This is a genomic window from Metasolibacillus sp. (assembly GCF_025291715.1).
GTDB lineage: Bacteria > Bacillota > Bacilli > Bacillales_A > Planococcaceae > Metasolibacillus > Metasolibacillus louembei.
The window spans coordinates 39,202-55,591 of the sequence record NZ_JAMBIZ010000007.1 but is presented as its reverse complement, the minus strand read 5'-3'; the positions used below and the strand labels follow the sequence as shown (position 1 = coordinate 55,591).

11 protein-coding genes are annotated in these 16,390 nt (G+C 35.9%); 6 read left to right on the top strand and 5 right to left on the bottom strand.

Going from position 1 to position 16,390, the window contains the following annotated elements:
* Nucleotides 1-118: 118 nt before the first annotated feature.
* A complete protein-coding gene (locus M3Z76_RS06855; protein ID WP_293923777.1) occupies nucleotides 119-1,774 on the bottom strand; it encodes a ribonuclease J in 1,656 nt (551 codons plus the stop codon).
* Between the two features lie 130 nt (nucleotides 1,775-1,904).
* Between M3Z76_RS06855 and M3Z76_RS06850 the strand changes: the two genes are divergently transcribed.
* Nucleotides 1,905-2,777 (top strand): radical SAM/SPASM domain-containing protein, encoded by an 873-nt coding sequence (locus M3Z76_RS06850; protein ID WP_293923775.1) that lies wholly within the window; start codon nucleotides 1,905-1,907, stop codon nucleotides 2,775-2,777.
* Nucleotides 2,778-3,050: 273 nt separating this feature from the next.
* Here M3Z76_RS06850 and M3Z76_RS06845 read toward each other — a convergent pair whose 3' ends face one another.
* Both M3Z76_RS06845 and M3Z76_RS06840 read right to left on the bottom strand, forming a co-directional pair.
* On the bottom strand, nucleotides 3,051-3,659 hold the full coding sequence (locus M3Z76_RS06845) for a metallophosphoesterase family protein (RefSeq protein WP_293923773.1): 609 nt from the start codon (nucleotides 3,657-3,659) through the stop codon (nucleotides 3,051-3,053).
* A 20-nt stretch (nucleotides 3,660-3,679) separates the two neighbouring features.
* On the bottom strand, nucleotides 3,680-6,745 hold the full coding sequence (locus M3Z76_RS06840; RefSeq protein WP_293923772.1) for a hybrid sensor histidine kinase/response regulator: 3,066 nt from the start codon (nucleotides 6,743-6,745) through the stop codon (nucleotides 3,680-3,682).
* A gap of 212 nt (nucleotides 6,746-6,957) precedes the next feature.
* Here M3Z76_RS06840 and M3Z76_RS06835 point away from each other — a divergent pair, with 212 nt between their 5' ends.
* Nucleotides 6,958-8,100, top strand: a complete 1,143-nt coding sequence (locus tag M3Z76_RS06835; protein ID WP_293923770.1) for a response regulator — start codon at nucleotides 6,958-6,960, stop codon at nucleotides 8,098-8,100.
* Between the two features lie 57 nt (nucleotides 8,101-8,157).
* Here M3Z76_RS06835 and M3Z76_RS06830 read toward each other — a convergent pair whose 3' ends face one another.
* Nucleotides 8,158-11,214, bottom strand: coding sequence for a sensor histidine kinase (locus tag M3Z76_RS06830; RefSeq protein WP_293923767.1), 3,057 nt, complete (start codon nucleotides 11,212-11,214; stop codon nucleotides 8,158-8,160).
* 258 nt (nucleotides 11,215-11,472) lie between these two features.
* On the opposite strand from M3Z76_RS06830, the gene M3Z76_RS06825 reads away from it, so the two are divergent.
* Nucleotides 11,473-12,621, top strand: coding sequence for a response regulator (locus tag M3Z76_RS06825; RefSeq protein ID WP_293923765.1), 1,149 nt, complete (start codon nucleotides 11,473-11,475; stop codon nucleotides 12,619-12,621).
* Nucleotides 12,622-12,665: 44 nt separating this feature from the next.
* On the opposite strand, the gene M3Z76_RS06820 is transcribed toward M3Z76_RS06825, so the two are convergent.
* Complete coding sequence (locus M3Z76_RS06820) at nucleotides 12,666-13,010, bottom strand: hypothetical protein (RefSeq protein ID WP_293923763.1); 345 nt, start codon at nucleotides 13,008-13,010, stop codon at nucleotides 12,666-12,668.
* Between the two features lie 137 nt (nucleotides 13,011-13,147).
* Here M3Z76_RS06820 and M3Z76_RS06815 point away from each other — a divergent pair, with 137 nt between their 5' ends.
* From M3Z76_RS06815 to M3Z76_RS06805, 3 genes are all read left to right on the top strand, one after another.
* Nucleotides 13,148-14,368, top strand: a complete 1,221-nt coding sequence (locus tag M3Z76_RS06815; RefSeq protein ID WP_293923760.1) for a carboxylate--amine ligase — start codon at nucleotides 13,148-13,150, stop codon at nucleotides 14,366-14,368.
* Complete coding sequence (cuyB, locus tag M3Z76_RS06810) at nucleotides 14,369-15,067, top strand: cysteate racemase (RefSeq protein ID WP_293923757.1); 699 nt, start codon at nucleotides 14,369-14,371, stop codon at nucleotides 15,065-15,067. It abuts the gene before it with no gap.
* Between the two features lie 138 nt (nucleotides 15,068-15,205).
* Nucleotides 15,206-16,381, top strand: coding sequence for a DEAD/DEAH box helicase (locus M3Z76_RS06805; protein ID WP_293923754.1), 1,176 nt, complete (start codon nucleotides 15,206-15,208; stop codon nucleotides 16,379-16,381).
* Nucleotides 16,382-16,390 lie beyond the last annotated feature (9 nt).

Sequence of the window (16,390 nt, the reverse complement as noted above, 5' to 3'; positions counted from 1 at the left end):
AATTACTAAAATCGCCAATAAAACACGAAAAAGCGCTAATAGAATCACCAAAAGCGCCAATAAAACTACAGGGCGAGCCGTCCAAGTCACGACAAGGTTCGCCCAGCTAATTAAAGTATCACACTGCAATAATAATTGGCAAAATCATCGGCTTTTTACGTGTGGCTGTGAAAATATATTGCCCGACAGCCTTTTTGATCGCATGCTGCATAGCGCGAATATTTGCATCTTGAAAAGGCTGGATAGAGGAGATAACGAGGTCGTTAATTTCGAGCAATAACCCTTCCGCATTTTTGGCATAGACGAAGCCTCTAGAAATCGTATCTGGTGGAGCGAGAGGTTGTCCGTTTTCTTGATTAATAGTTAACACAATCACAAGCATGCCATCCTCTGCTAGTTGCTGGCGGTCCCGCAGGACGATGTTTTCTACTTCCCCAGTTCCTACTCTGTCAACATAGGTTTCGCCAGCTTGTACAGTGCGCGTTTGCTGTGCTACAGAGTGAACAAAATCGACAACCTCACCGTTTTTTAAAATATAAATATTATTACCTTCAACACCCACAGATTTTGCAAGCTGTCGGTGCTTGTAAAGCATGCGATACTCCCCATGTATTGGAATCAAATACTTTGGCTTCATCAATGTTAGCATTAGCTTTAAATCCTCCTGATAGCCATGTCCAGAAACGTGCATACCTGCTGAACCATATACAACATTTGCCCCTAAATAAAATAAGTCATCAATTACTTTTGAAACATTTTTTTCATTGCCTGGGATAGGGGAAGTAGCAAAAATAACTGTATCTTCAGGATAAACCTGCAAATCACGTTGTCGACCGCTCGCCAAACGGGCAAGTGCAGCAAGCGGCTCCCCTTGGCTACCAGTACATAAAACAACCACTTGCTCAGGTGCAAGCTGCTGCGCTTCACGCGCATCAATTAGTAAGCGATGAGGAACACGTAAATAACCTCGTTCAATCGCAACAGATACAACATTAACCATGCTGCGACCAAGCAAAACGAGCCTGCGATTTGTTTCAATTGTTGCTTCAACAATTTGCTGAATCCGATTCACATTGGAGGCAAATGTTGTAATGAATATTTTATTTGTTGCTTTCGCAAAGGCACTTTTTAAATTATCACCAACGAGCTGTTCAGATGGTGTCATACCAGGGCGTTCGGCATTTGTACTTTCAGAAATAAGCGCAAGCACACCTTGCTCTCCAAGGGCTGCCATTTTATGAATATCAGAAGGCTTATCATTGACAGGAGTGAAATCAAATTTAAAATCGCCTGTATGCACGATATTGCCTTGAGCTGTATGAAAAACGATGCCTAAGCAATCAGGTATACTATGATTGATTTTGAAAAAGCTGATGGACGTTGTTGCAAATTGTAGGCTAGAATTTTCATCAATTTCAATGAGCTGCGTATCGCGCAATAGCTTATGCTCCTTCAGCTTCAATTCAATTAATCCGAGTGTAAAATGACTCGCATAAATCGGCATATTCAACCGTTGCAAAACATAGGGAATACCACCAATATGATCCTCGTGCCCATGTGTCACAATCAGCGCACGAATGCGATCTTGATGCTGTTGTAAATAAGTAATATCAGGTACAATTAAATCAACACCTAATAAATTGTTATTGGCGAATTTTGCACCGCAATCAATAATAAAAATATCTTCCTCACATTCAATAACGTACATATTTTTCCCAATTTCATTCATACCACCTAAAGCGTAGATAGCGAGCGTATTTTCAGTCATAATCATCCTCCTCTTACTTTTAAATATGGCTAACATTCGGAGGAATTATGCTACATAGTGAAGTATTTTACATGCAAAGAAATAAAAATTTGATAAGATAGAATGTGATGAAAAATTATGGAATGGTGAATGAACTGTGAAAACATTTAAAAAGGTATATATCGAAATAACGAGCGTTTGTAATTTAGCGTGTAGCTTTTGTCCGCCAACAGCACGTGCAAAAGGTTTAATCAAGGTGGAGCAATTTAATAAAATTTTAGATGAAATTAGACCACATACAAAATATATTTATTTGCATGTCAAAGGAGAGCCGTTGCTACACCCACGTATTGATCAATTGCTTGATGCTGCACATGAAAAGGGCTTTAAAGTAAATATTACAACGAACGGCACACTCATTAAGAAAAATTTTCATAAGCTATTAGGGAAGCCTGCATTGCGTCAAATAAACTTTTCACTACATAGCTTTGATGGACATGAGGGCTCTGAAAACCGTGAGAAATACTTAGGAGATATTTTACACTTTGTACGTGAAGTACAACAGCATAATGTACTTATTTCCTATCGATTATGGAATTTACAAAAAAATGAAGTATCGGATGTTGTTGCTCGAAGAAATCGTGAGACGCTTGAAATGCTTGAGCAAGAATACAATTTAGATTATTTAATTGAAGAACGTGTAGAGCCTGGCAAAGGAATAAAAATTGGTCGCAACATTTACTTAAATCAAGACCATGAATTTAGATGGCCAAGCCTTTTAGAGCCAGAGGATAGCAGCAAAGGCTTTTGCCATGCCTTGCGTAGCCATGCGGCTATTTTAGTTGATGGGACGGTTGTACCTTGCTGCTTAGATGGTGAAGGGGTTATTAATTTAGGAAATGTACATGAAACATCATTTAGCGATATTGTAGAAGGGGAGCGAGCAAATCGCCTTGTTGAAGGCTTTTCACGTCGCGAGGCAGTCGAGGAATTATGTAGAAAATGCGGCTATCGTCAAAAATTTGGCTGATTGTGTTATTTAGTTCTTTAATAATGAAAAGAAGAAGTATATAAAATAAAGCGAAAAAAAGCCGATTTATACCAAGGGATTTGGTATAAATCGGCTTTTTTAGTACAGAAATATTATTATTTTCTTTGAAATACTATCAAGCTAGATAGGTAAAATATTTTCTATAAAATCCCCGTGAACTCTATATGTTTTAGGGTTTTTACTTATCTTTTCAAAAAGTATTTCTAAAATATTCATTAATTCTTTCTAACTTCATTAAGTTTAGTTCTAATATTAACGGTCTTTAAAAATCTGATTAGTAGCTTCACTTTCAGCTCGCATAAACATCACTGTCATAGCGTCGCTATCATACAAGCACCAATCTAATGTGTCGACTACAGATCCCACATTAATGACATATGGTCTATCTCCAACAAATAGCGGCTCACTATAGGAAATTGCTGTGCGTACCCCATTCACATAAATCGCTGCGCGGTGGCTATGACCAAAAAAGACTAATGGTGTATGAAAATCAGGGAATGCTGGCTCAAACTGCTCATTCCACTCAAATTGATGTCCATGGATAAGCAGCGCATTGTCAATATAAAGCTTCTCCTCATATTGTAAAAAGCGCTCGTCCCCTGTGACAAGTGCAATGCGCTCCTCCTGATTGCCGATAACAGAAGGGAAGGTTAACAGTTCCTCAAATTTTTCCTTCGTCTTTACTGCTTGCTCTAACGGAATATTGCGTGCAGTCATCGCTTTGCGCTTGCCAATTTTACACTCATATAAATCACCTAAAGCAAATAAGGAGGCATTGGGCGCAACCTCCTGTATATGCGAGAGCACCCGTTTAGTATGCTTTTTATGTGAATGTAAATCTCCAAAAATTGCGTATTGCATAAAATCACCTCAATATTTCATCAACTGAGTTTGGAAATATGGGATTTCGGAATTGTAAAAGCAATTGTCGTCCCTTCTCCAATGGCACTTTCTACAGCAAGCTCTGTGCCAAAAAGCTGCTTGAGGCGTTGCTCGGTATTGATGAGTCCAACGCTTGTTTGTTTGCGGGGACGTGTCGTATCAAAACCGATGCCATTATCGATAATAAGTATCTTATATTCCTCGTTTGATTCTGTGATACGAATCGTAATTGTGCCACCTCCACGCTGTGGTAAAATACCGTGGCGTATGGCGTTTTCTACTAATGTTTGAATAGATAAGGGTGGTACATTTAATAATAAGCCTTCAGGTATATCCCAAATAATTTGAATTTTATCGCCGAAACGAATCTGCTCGATATCCAAATAAGAGCGTACGAGCTTTAGCTCATAATCGAGCGGTACGACTAAATCTACATTTTGGAAGTCAAAGCTCATTTGTAAATAGTTGCCAAAGGCGAGTAGCAAATCTTTCATTTTCTCATCATCGACACCGTGCAAGGAAATAATCGCATTTAGTGTGTTAAAGAAGAAGTGTGGCTGGATCTGTGCTTGCAGCCATGCAGCCTCAAAGCGCAAGCGCTCCTCACTGGATTGCTTCACTTGAATCAATGCATCGACACGTGATTTCAGCTCCACATATTCAATCGGTTTTCTTACATAATCATTAGCCCCGTTTAAGAAGGCAAGGCGAATATCCTCACTTTGTTGACGTGCTGTTAAAAATAAAATTGGAAGCTCTGAAATAGAATATTGCTCTCGAATTTGCTTCGCTAATTCATAGCCTGACATATTTGGTAGCATAATATCAGAGATAACTAAATCATAGCTGTGCTTATAAATTTTCTCAAAAGCCTCTATCCCATTTAAAGCTGTGTCGATTTTATAAGCTTCTGTTGATAGTACCTTTAATAGCACTTGTAAGCTTAAAGGATCTGAATCAACGATTAAAATACGTGCTACGTTAGCTGAGTCTGTATGCTGATTTACAGATATAGCTAGCTCTTGCTCTATAGCCGATAGATTATCCTGTAAAAGGATATACTTTGATAACATGCTGCTCGTAGGTGGCTCACTTTGTTCAACAATTAAGCCTTTTGCAATTGGTAGTGAAAATGTAAAGGTAGTTCCTTGACCAATCGTTGAGTCTACAGTAATTGAGCCGTCATGCATCTCAATAATTTCCTTACAAATGCTAAGCCCAAGCCCTAAGCCGATATGGCGAGAGGACTTAATATGAGCATCCACTTGTTCATACGGCTCGAAAATAATCTCTTGCTTACTCTTGTCAATGCCCATTCCTGTATCTGTAATTGAAATATAAAGCTGATTGTTTTTTACTTTAGCATGAACTATGATAGAGCCTCTATCTGTAAACTTAATGGCATTATGAATTAGATTAATGAAAACTTGAATAAGTCGATTTTCATCAACAAGCACAGGTGGCAAATCTGCTGGTATATCAATAATTAAATTTATTGGTTTGCCTTTAATTGTGAGCTGAAACATATCGCCAACACTTGTGGCAATATGCTGTACATTAATCGGCTTGATTTGCAAGTTTATCGTTCTTTCTTTTAGATGAATTAAATCTAACAAGCCATCAAGCATAAAGGACATATGATGGCCGATTGTCACTAACAGTCTTAAATCATGCTGTTCTTTTTTCGCTAATAGCGATTGTGCAATGCTTAGCATATGCTGGAGTGGTGTACGTAACTCATAAGATGTGTTGGAAAGAAATTCATCCTTTCTATACAGTTCCTGTTGTAGCTTAATGGAAAGCTGCTTTGACTTGACGGATATATGAAAATAACGCATAAACCAAAAGCCAGATAAAGCAATAATGGCTATAAGTAAGTCAAAAGGATAGTGACTATAAGGTGTTGTTAAAGAGCGATTAATCATTATAAATAATGAATTATTACTAATGGCAGTAGCCATTAAAAGCAGGATAACAGCACCTCTCTGTCTAGAGATTGCTACTTTATAAATAACAATGGCTAGAATAATAGGTGAAACAAAAAATAATATATAGAAAACGATTTGTGTAGAATACACGTAATCAATTGGTGCGATAACAATAAATAATAAATACGTACAACAAAAGGCTATAAGAATGTTAAGCAATTTTGTATTCACATAATTTTTTATTAATTCATTTAAAAATAAAATAAACCATAGCATTGTCATAATATATGAAAAGAAAAATAGCTTTGTTGACCATACCCAGTTGATAGGTACATACCATAAAAGAATTTTATTACTCGACACAATAACTGTAATAAATGTTGAAAAAATGAGTATGGCAAAGTACAATAATGACTTTTCTCTTATGCCAACAATAAAAAGTAAAATCGTATAAATTAAATAAAAGAGAAAAATGGCACATACAATGATTTGGGTAACAGCAGAAAACCATTTTAAGCCTTCCATCGAATGTAAATCACCAAAAATGAGTGACTTTGTTAAACCGCCAGCGACATGTTCATTCGTATGAAAGCCAGAAATAATAATTTCATTGTCCCCAGGTTGCAGAGGAAAATAATATGTAATAGGTCTAGCATCTACGCTAGGCTTTCTTGGGACAGTTGTATTATTACCATATTCACCAACGTATTCATTATTTACTTTGAGACTATAAGGTGACAGGCTAGCAGGTATCGTCAAACCGTAAAGCCTATTAGAATCAGGCGCATTAATAATCTTTAAATAGTATGAGCCATGGGGCACTGAGCCAGGTTTGCGTTGTATATACGTGTCCCATGTCTCAGGTAAGTTGGCGTAGATGGGGGTAGTGGTATTTTTATTATTTCTAGAAATAAGTATAGTATTGGGGAAAAATTCCCACTCCCCGTCGAGAATTGTTTTAAAGCTGTTGCTATTGTCAATTTGTGCAAAATCCATAATTCCATGCTGGATTTTGGCTTCGTTTGAAAAGGACAAATGGTTGACCCAATTATAACGCATGAAAAAAAGTAATAAAAAAAATAATAAAATAATTACAATAACTTTTAATTTATGGTAATGACTATGCTTTTTTATCATAATAAATTGAGCCCCATTTTCTTTAGTCGTTCATTAAATGTTTCGCCATTAAGTACGATATATAAGTATGTTACACTAAATGTGTAAGTTAACCAATAGTTTAAATAGTAATAACTTTGTAGAAATTTAAAATTAAATTTATTAATTCAACATAAATGGTAATTTCTACATCACTCTAACTATAGTGAAATTTTTAGAGAGGAGGACACTTTTTGAGAGTAGTACTTATAGATGATGAGGTATTGCCGATGGCTCGCTTAAAAACCTTGTTATTAGAAAATGAATTACAAAAAATAGAAATTGTCGGAGAGTATAATGACCCAATAGAGGCATATGAAAATATAAAAAGCCTACGTCCTGATGTCATATTTTCAGATATTGAAATGCCGGAATTGAATGGCTTGGAGCTTGCAGAGAAAGTACAAGAAATACAACCCTCTGTTGAAGTTGTATTTATTACAGGGTTTGACCGTTATGCAATTGATGCATTTAATATTCATGCTATTGATTATATGTTAAAGCCTGTTCAAAAAGATCGCTTACATAAAACGCTTACAAGGCTTCAATTACTGCTCAATGATAAGCCAGCTCAAAAGGATAATAGTACTTGTCTTAAGCTTTTTGGTGAGCTTAGAGTTGTAACAGCAGATGGTCAAGTACAGTCTATGAAATGGCGGACGGCAAAAGCAAAGGAAATATTTTCATACTTATTATCTCGAAATGAAAAGTCCATATCGAAGGATGCGCTACTAGAATTATTTTGGTCTGAAGTAGATATTGAAAAATCAGTTAAGCAACTATATACAACAATTTATACAATTAGAAAAACGTTAAAGCAATATAATTTACATGACGTGCAAATTGCTAGTCTACAGCTTGATTCAGGCTATCAATTGCAACTTGGCAACGTGCTCGTTGATGTAGATGAATGGACAAAGCAGCTTGACGCGTTACCTAATTTAACAGTTGATACATACGAAGAACATGATCAAGTATTTAATGCGTATCAAAATCATTTTCTAAAGGATTGTGATTATATTTGGGCTGAAAGTGAGCGAGAGCGCTTGAAGCGAATGTGGCGACAGCATGCATTACAGCTTAGTAAATTTTATATAAATGAACAAATGTATGAGAAAGCGATACAAGTAGAAAAAAAATTACAAGCTTTAGATGCAGATGAAGAGTTGCAATATTTTACACTAATGAAACTATACGATATATTAGATAATCCTGAAGCAGTTGAAGAGCAATATACCTTGTTAAAGCAAGTATTAGAGGAGCAATTAGCAGCAGACCTTAGCGAGGAAGTAACGAGCTGGTATAGGCAATGGCAAAGCAAACAAAAAAGAAAATAGTTTAATTAAAAAACGCAAGAAGCTCATAAATGGGTTTCTTGCGTTTTTTTTATTAATTCAGTAGAAATTCGATTTTTTCGGTATTGAAAAGGAAACGGTAGTTCCTTTACCGATAATGCTATCAATTGTTAGCGTTGTGCCGAATAATTGCTTTAAACGCTGCTCCGTATTAAAAAGCCCGACGCTTTCTTTTCTATCAAGCAGCTCCGGATTAAAGCCAATGCCATCATCAATAATTTCTACTACATAACAAGCCTCTCGCTCTGTAATTCGTAATGTCACTGTTCCACCTTCAGGGCGATTTAGTATACCGTGACGCACTGCATTTTCAACAAGTGTTTGCAATGCAAGTGGAGGGACAGAAAAGGCAATATCATTCGGAATGTCCCATATTATTTGAATGCGCTCCTCAAAGCGAATTTGTTCAATAGCCATATAAGAACGCACAAGCTGTAGCTCATAATCAAGAGGCACAAGCAAGTCCACATTTTCAAAATTAAAGCTCATTTGTAAATAGTCATTGAAAGCGAATAATAGTTCTTCCATTTTTTCGTTATCCACACCATACAATGAAATAATGGCGTTTAATGTGTTAAAGAAAAAGTGTGGCTGAATTTGAGCTTGCAGCCATGCAGCCTCAAATCGCAAGCGCTCTTCGCTTGATTGCTTTACTTGAATTAATGCATCAACACGAGACTTCAATTCAATATATTCAATTGGCTTTCTCACATAGTCATTAGCACCATTTAAAAATGCTAATCGAATATCCTCACTTTGTTGACGCATCGTTAAAAACAAAATAGGTAGCTCAGAAATTGAAAAGCGTTGACGAATTTGCTTTGCTAATTCATAGCCTGACATTTGTGGCAAGGCCGTATCTGATATAACTAAATCAAAGTTTTTCCTTTGAATTTTAGCAAGTGCATCTACGCCATTTGTAGCTGTTTCAATTTTATAAAAATCGGTTGTTAATGCCTTTAATAATACTTGTAAGCTTAAAGGATCTGCATCGACAAGCAAAATTTGTGCTTGATGAACAATCGATAGCTGCTCACTAGTGGAAACGGCGAGCTCCTTCTCTATTTCAGACAAATCATTTTGTAAAAAGATATATTTCGAGAGTGCCTGACTCTGCTCTATTATTGGCCTATTTTGTGAAGCTGTTAGTCCTTTAGCAATCGGCAAAGAAAATGTAAATGTAGAGCCTTCACCAATATTTGATGTAACTTGAATAGCACCACCATGTAATTCAATAATTTCTTTACTAATACTTAAGCCAAGTCCAAGACCAAGCTGTGCTTCATTATTAAGTTGCTCATACGGATCAAAAATGAGAGCTTGTTTATTTTTCTCAATTCCAATACCTGTATCTGTGATCGATATATATAACTGATTGCCTATTACTTTTGCTTGCAGTGTAATAGAGCCTTCCTCTGTAAATTTAATGGCATTATGAATTAAGTTAATAAAAACTTGTATAAGCCGATTCTCATCAACAAGCACAGGTGGTAAATTTTCTGGTAAATCAATCATGAAGTCAATGGGTTTATTGTTAATGGTATGGTTTAACATATCACAGACACTTGTAGCGATATAATTTACATTGACAGGCTTAAATTGCAGCTTAATTGATTGCTCTTTTAAATAAATCAAATCTAGTAAATTATCGAGCATTAGCGACATATGCTGTCCGATTGTTACTAATAATCTCAAGTCCTGCTGTTCTTTTTTTGCTAATAAAGACTGTGTAATACTTAGCATATGCTGTAAAGGTGCGCGCAACTCATGTGATGTGCTCGCAAGAAAGTCATCCTTACGATACAGTTCTTGTTGAAGCTGCATAGCCAATTGCTTTGATTTCGATGATTTATAAAAATAATCTATAAATAAAAAGGCTAATAATGCTGTCATTGCAATGAATAAATCGAACGGATAGAAAAAATCAAGCTTCTTCGTGAAATAATGACTAATGAAAAATACACAATGATTCATTAGAGCTGCAACAGCTAAAAGTAGCATCATATATCCTTTATATTTACGGAAAGCGATTTTATAAATCATAATAGCCATTATCATTAAAACAACAATAAAAAATGCAGAGAACATAACTTTCGTATAATAAATAAAGCTAACAGGTAGCATTGCACATAATAATAAATAAGCTAAACAAATAATAGCAATCACGTTTGATATTTTCGAATGAATGTATTTCTTCATTAACTCATTGAAAAATAAAATAAACCAAAATAGCGCCATGACATAAGAGAAGTGCAATATTTTCGCCGCTGACAGCCAATCTATTTTGACATACCAAAGTAATAGCCTATCATTTGAAAGAACAATTGTAATAAATATAGATATGACTGCTAGTAAAAAATAGGCTACTGTACTTCTTTTAATTCCAATAATAAATAGTAAAATCGCACATGAAAAATAAAAGATAATAAATGCACAAATAATTATTTGTGCGATAATAGCATGCCACTTTGCTATTTCTAATGAATGTGAATCACCAAAAGTAAGCGATGTTGTTAAACCGCCCGGCATGTATTGGTTCATGTGAAAGCCAGCAATAATAATTTCATTGTCTCCAGGCTGTAATGAAAAATGATAAGTAATAGGCCTAGGGTCATCAGAAGGCGTTCTAGGATTTAACGTCGGTTTACCATAATGGTTAGTATATTTATTATTAACATAAAGCATATATGGCGAAAGACTAGCAGGAATTGTTAAGCTATAAACAACCTTTACGTCAGGTACATTAATGATTTTCAAATAGTATGAGCCGTGGGGGGCATAATCTTGTTCAGGCTTTATATATGGGTCCCACGTTTCAGGGATATTGGTATAAACAGGTGTACTGTGCTCCCTTATGTCCCTTGCAATAAGCAAAGTGTTAGGATACAAAAGCCATTCCCCATCTAAATGCATTTGAAAGCTTTGTACTCTATGAATTTGTTCAAAATCAAGTACCCCTTTTTTAATGCTTGCTTCTGTGGAAACAGAGAAGTTATGTAGTGAGTTGAAGCGTAAGAAAAATAGTAATGAAAAAAATATTGAAAATATTATTATGAATTGAATAAATTGGTGAATTTTTTGTTTGTTAGTTATCATAAAAAATTAACTCCATTTTTTCTTTCTTGAAATACTTCAATTTACTAATAAAATAATAGCTATACGTTCGATATATATAATATGTTACATTAAAAATTAAAGTTAACCAAGTGAATAATATTTCAATGAAAATACCTAATTATTCCTTTTAGTGTTTGATTAGATTCATGCTCTTTTTTTGGATGAGAGTTGATTGTGTAATAATTTGTTATATAACCAATATATTAGTTATATTTTATTGGAGTGGGAGGGTGTTTCTTGAGAGTAATACTTGTAGATGATGAAGCTTTATCTATTAAGCGTTTAAAAAGTTTATTAGTAAAGTGTGAAATACAGCCATTATACATTGTTGGTGAATTTACGAATCCGTTAGAAGCGCTAAGCAATATAGCAGAGTTACAGCCAGATATTGTATTTTTAGATATTAAAATGCCTGCTTTGAATGGTTTAGAGCTTGCAGAAAAAATACAGGCTATCAAGCCAGAGGTTGAGATTGTTTTTCTTACCGCATACGATCGTTATGCAATTGATGCCTTTAATGTACATGCGATTGACTATATGCTAAAGCCTGTACGTAAAGAGCGATTACATAAAACAATGGCTAGATTGCAATTAATCTATAGTAATAGAAGGGTTTCTAAAAACAATAGCACATTGCTACAGCTTTTTGGAGGCTTGAAGGTAGTATTGGCAAACGGGCAAGTGCAGCCTATGAAATGGCGTACAGCGAAAGCAAAGGAAGTTTTTATTTATATGCTATTAAACCAGCAAAAAACAATTTTGAGAGACACATTGCTTGAAATGTTCTGGGAAGGGATTGATATGAATAAAGCAGTTAGTCAGCTGTATACAACTATATCTACAATTCGTCAAACATTAAAAAAATATAATTTGCTCGATATTTATATTTCCAGCCCAACATTTGATGCAGGTTATCAATTGCAGCTCGGCAATGTATTCATTGATGTCAATGAATGGTTGAAACAGCTTAAAGCACTGCCTATTCTTTCAATTGACACATGTAATCAGCATGAACAAGTAGTAAATGGATATAAAGAGCATTTATTAAATGATTGTGATTATATTTGGATAGAAAGTGAACGGGAGCATTTAAAGCAACTGTGGATCGAGCACACATTACAGTTAAGTAGGTTTTATACAGATGAGGGGAAGTATGAGTCAGCAATTACTGTTGTTAAAAAACTACAAAATTTGAATCCCGATGACGAATCATATTATTTTATGTTAATGAAGCTATATGATGCAATTGATGCTCCAAAATCTGTTGAGCGTCAGTACATGCTGCTAAAGCAAATGCTAGAGGAGCAGCTCGCAGCAGAGCCAGATAAAGAAATAACAAACTGGTACAAACAATGGGAAGTGAAACAATATGAGCCTAAAAAATAAAATGAGAGCGTCTGAATTAGATGCTCTCATTTTTAACACGCACGTTAAAACATTTGTGGTAGAAATTCTTTTCTAAAAAGTGGATTTTTTCGTAGCCATATTTTCAAAATCATGCGATGTGTGAGTAGTTTATGCTTTTTACGCGGCTTTGATTTTGCCTCCTGCAAGCTTTGTAGCAAAAGAGATGTTTCTATATTGCAAGTTTGTGGCTCTACAAGTACGTTGAGCTGATAATCAATTAAACCTCCTGCCTGTACTTTGGCAAGCAATTTTGCGAAAGCGGTATTCATCTCAGCATGCTTTTCCTCAATAGCTAGTTGAATAAGTAAGTTTAATGTTTGCTTAATTTCTAATTCGAGTGCTTGTAACAGTTCGGTAGATTGTCCCATCGTATCACCTAGCTTTTTTTGATATAACTATAATAGCTTGTTTTTGTCTATTTGTGCGCAGTTTTTTACATAATGAATCGCTAAAATATGATAAACTAAAGTCCATACTATAAATTTAAAGTGAGTTGAAAAAATCAATGGAACAACCATTTTTACCAATATTATTAGGATCAGATATGAACGCTTACGGCATGGCCCGTTCTTTTTTTGAGGCCTACGGTATTCGTCCACTTGTTTTAGGACGTTCCCATTTAACAGCTACGCAAGATAGCAATATTTTAACATTTCAAGCAATTGACCGCTTAAACGAAGATGAGATTTTTTTACCAGCATTAGAAAAAGTCGCACAGCAATATGAAGGCAAAAGGCTTTTATTATTAGCATGTGGTGACGACTATGCAAAATTAATTATTAAAAATAAACAAGCCTTACAACAATATTTCACAGTGCCATACATTGATGAGGAGCTAATGGATCAAATTTTATTGAAGGAAAACTTCTATAAAATGTGTGATAAATATGGCTTTAAATACCCAGGGACAACAACGGTGACAGTAGAAAACTATGAACACTTCGAACCGCCATTCAGCTATCCAATTATCATTAAAGCTTCCAACTCAGTGGCATATTGGGCATGCTCATTCCCAGGGAAAAAGAAAGTGTTTGTAGCGCATGATGAGGCAGAAAAAACTGCTATTTTAAAGGCGATTTACCAATCGAGCTATCAGGATACGTTAATTGTTCAAGAGTTTATTCCAGGCGATGATTCATATATGCGCGTGTTAAATGCATATGTCGGAAAAGACGGCAAAGTAAAGCTAATGTGCTTAGGAAATCCTATATTAGAAGAGCATTCACCAGAAGGAATTGGCAGCTATGCGGCAATTATTACGACCTTTGATAAAGAGCTGATGGATCAAGTACGCGCCTTTTTAGAGGACATTGGCTACATAGGCTTTGCCAATTTCGATATGAAGTATGACACACGTGATGGGCAATATAAGCTATTTGAAATCAACTTACGCAACGGACGCTCAAGCTACTACGTAACAGCAGCAGGCTACAATTTAATGAAATATGTTGCTGATGATCATATGCTAAATATTAAACAACAGCTAACATATGCAGATAACGCTCATTTATGGATGATTATTCCCAAAGGTGTCCTATTTAAATATGCTTCAAATGAAAAGATGAAAATGGAAGCCAAAAGCTTAATTCGCCAAGGGAAGTTCACAAATTCATTATTTTATGATAAAGATATGAATGCCAAGCGTTGGATAAAGCTAACACTTAATAGCTTGAATTATTATCGTAAATATAAGAAATACTTTAACAATAAAGGTTTGAGTGAGTAAATGAAAAAGACGTTAGGAATTATTGGTGGTGTTGGTCCACTTGCAACGATGTTTATTGGTGAAATGATCGTGCGCCGTACGAAGGCAAGCAAGGATCAGGAGCATGTCCATATAATCATTGATAATGATACGGCAATACCTGATCGTACTGCCTATATTTTAGATCCAGCAAAGCCGAACCCAATTCCAGTGTTACAGCATGATGCACAGAAGCTGGCTGCGTATGGGGCAGATATTATTTGTATTCCTTGCAATACAGCACATACATTTTATGACAAAATGCAGGAGGCTTGCCCAGTCCCAATCTTGCATATGATTCGAGAAACAGCAAAACATGCACAGGAGCTAGGGGCAAAGCGTGTGGGTATTTTAGCAACAGATGGTACACTTGCGGCTGAAGTATATCAGCAAGCATTGCTTGAGGTGGATATTCAACCAATTTTGCCAAGCAAGGAAGTTCAACAGCAAGTGATGTCTGCTATTTATGATTACGTAAAAGCAGGACAACCTGTAAGTAAGGAGCTATGGCAGCCCATTGAAGAGGAGATGTTGCGACAGCAGTGTGATCTCATTGTTTTAGGCTGTACGGAGCTATCTATCATTAATAAAGAGCTACATTTAGGACAACGTTACATCGACTCATTACTCGTGTTGGCAGATGCAGCAATTATTGCATGTGGCTATGAAGTAGTGCTTTAAAGAAGGGGCTGTTTGAAAGGAACTATCTTTTCAAACAGCCTTACTTCAATATAAAAGGGGCTTTTCACTAAACCCTTTTTCACAAAGAAATATGATACACTAACTAATACAGTAAGTAGGATAAAGGTGGGTATAATCATGTCGGCAATTCAATTATTGAATGAGGCGTTACAAAAAAAATGGACATTTTCACATGAAATGAAAATTCAACAGGAAATGATTCCTGCAATGTTAGATGGTAAAGATATTGTAGCAGAATCACCTACTGGCTCTGGGAAAACATTAGCCTATGTGCTACCAATCTTAAACAAAGTGAGTGGTAGTAAAAAGCAAACACAAGCATTGATTGTTGCACCGTCACAGGAGTTGGCAATGCAAATCGTTAATGTAATTCGTGAATGGATCGTAGGAACAGATATTACAGTACAGCAATTAATTGGTGGAGCTAATTCAGCTCGTCAAATCGAAAAGCTGAAAAAGAAGCCAACAATTGTTGTTGGTACACCAGGTCGTTTAAATGAGCTAGCACGTTCAGGAAAGCTAAAATTAAAGGAAATAGAAACAGTCGTACTTGATGAATGTGACCAGCTATTAAGCCGTGAATACCGCGTTGTTGTTAAATCGTTTATCGATGGTGCAGCATATGGACGTCAAGTCGTTGTCGTATCAGCGACGATTACAGAGGAAATTGAAATTGTAGCGGAGCGATTAATGTTTGAGCCGATACATATTAAAATTAAGCCTGAGGATATGGTAAAGGTAGGTAAAATTGTTCATTCTTATGTCAAGGTTGATGAGCGTGATAAAACGGATTTATTGCGTCGCTTAGCGAATATTTCAGGTGTACGAGCATTAGCGTTTGTTAATAATATTGACCAAGTGTTGATGAAGCAAAATAAATTAGCCTATAAAGATGCACCAATTGTTGCACTGCATTCCGATATGAAGAAGGAAGAGCGCCAAAAAACGCTTGAGGCATTCCGTAAAGGTGATGCACGCATTTTAATTGCAACAGATATCGCAGCACGAGGATTGGATATTACAGGTTTAACACATGTTATCCATGTAGATGTGCCGCGGACAATAGAGCAATATACGCATCGCTCAGGGCGTACAGGACGTGCTGGGGCAGATGGAGAAGTGCTAACACTTTTATCCTACCGAGATGAAAAAACGTATAAAAAATGGCTACGTGAATTAGACTTGAAGGCCGTACAAAAAATATGGCATAAAGCAGAGCTTATTGAAGGGAATGCGAAAACAATCGCTACACCTACTCCAAGCATTAAAAAAGGAAAAAAATCTAATAAATAAAAGGGGTAT

What these genes read in the sequence shown, in the direction of transcription:
- M3Z76_RS06840 (WP_293923772.1), bottom strand. Translation starts at nt 6,745, where the DNA reads ATGATAAAAAAGCATAGTCATTACCATAAATTAAAAGTTATTGTAATT.
- M3Z76_RS06855 (WP_293923777.1), bottom strand. Translation starts at nt 1,774, where the DNA reads ATGATTATGACTGAAAATACGCTCGCTATCTACGCTTTAGGTGGTATG.
- cuyB (WP_293923757.1), top strand. Translation starts at nt 14,369, where the DNA reads ATGAAAAAGACGTTAGGAATTATTGGTGGTGTTGGTCCACTTGCAACG.
- M3Z76_RS06830 (WP_293923767.1), bottom strand. Translation starts at nt 11,214, where the DNA reads ATGATAACTAACAAACAAAAAATTCACCAATTTATTCAATTCATAATA.
- M3Z76_RS06820 (WP_293923763.1), bottom strand. Translation starts at nt 13,010, where the DNA reads ATGGGACAATCTACCGAACTGTTACAAGCACTCGAATTAGAAATTAAG.
- M3Z76_RS06845 (WP_293923773.1), bottom strand. Translation starts at nt 3,659, where the DNA reads ATGCAATACGCAATTTTTGGAGATTTACATTCACATAAAAAGCATACT.
- M3Z76_RS06815 (WP_293923760.1), top strand. Translation starts at nt 13,148, where the DNA reads ATGGAACAACCATTTTTACCAATATTATTAGGATCAGATATGAACGCT.
- M3Z76_RS06805 (WP_293923754.1), top strand. Translation starts at nt 15,206, where the DNA reads ATGTCGGCAATTCAATTATTGAATGAGGCGTTACAAAAAAAATGGACA.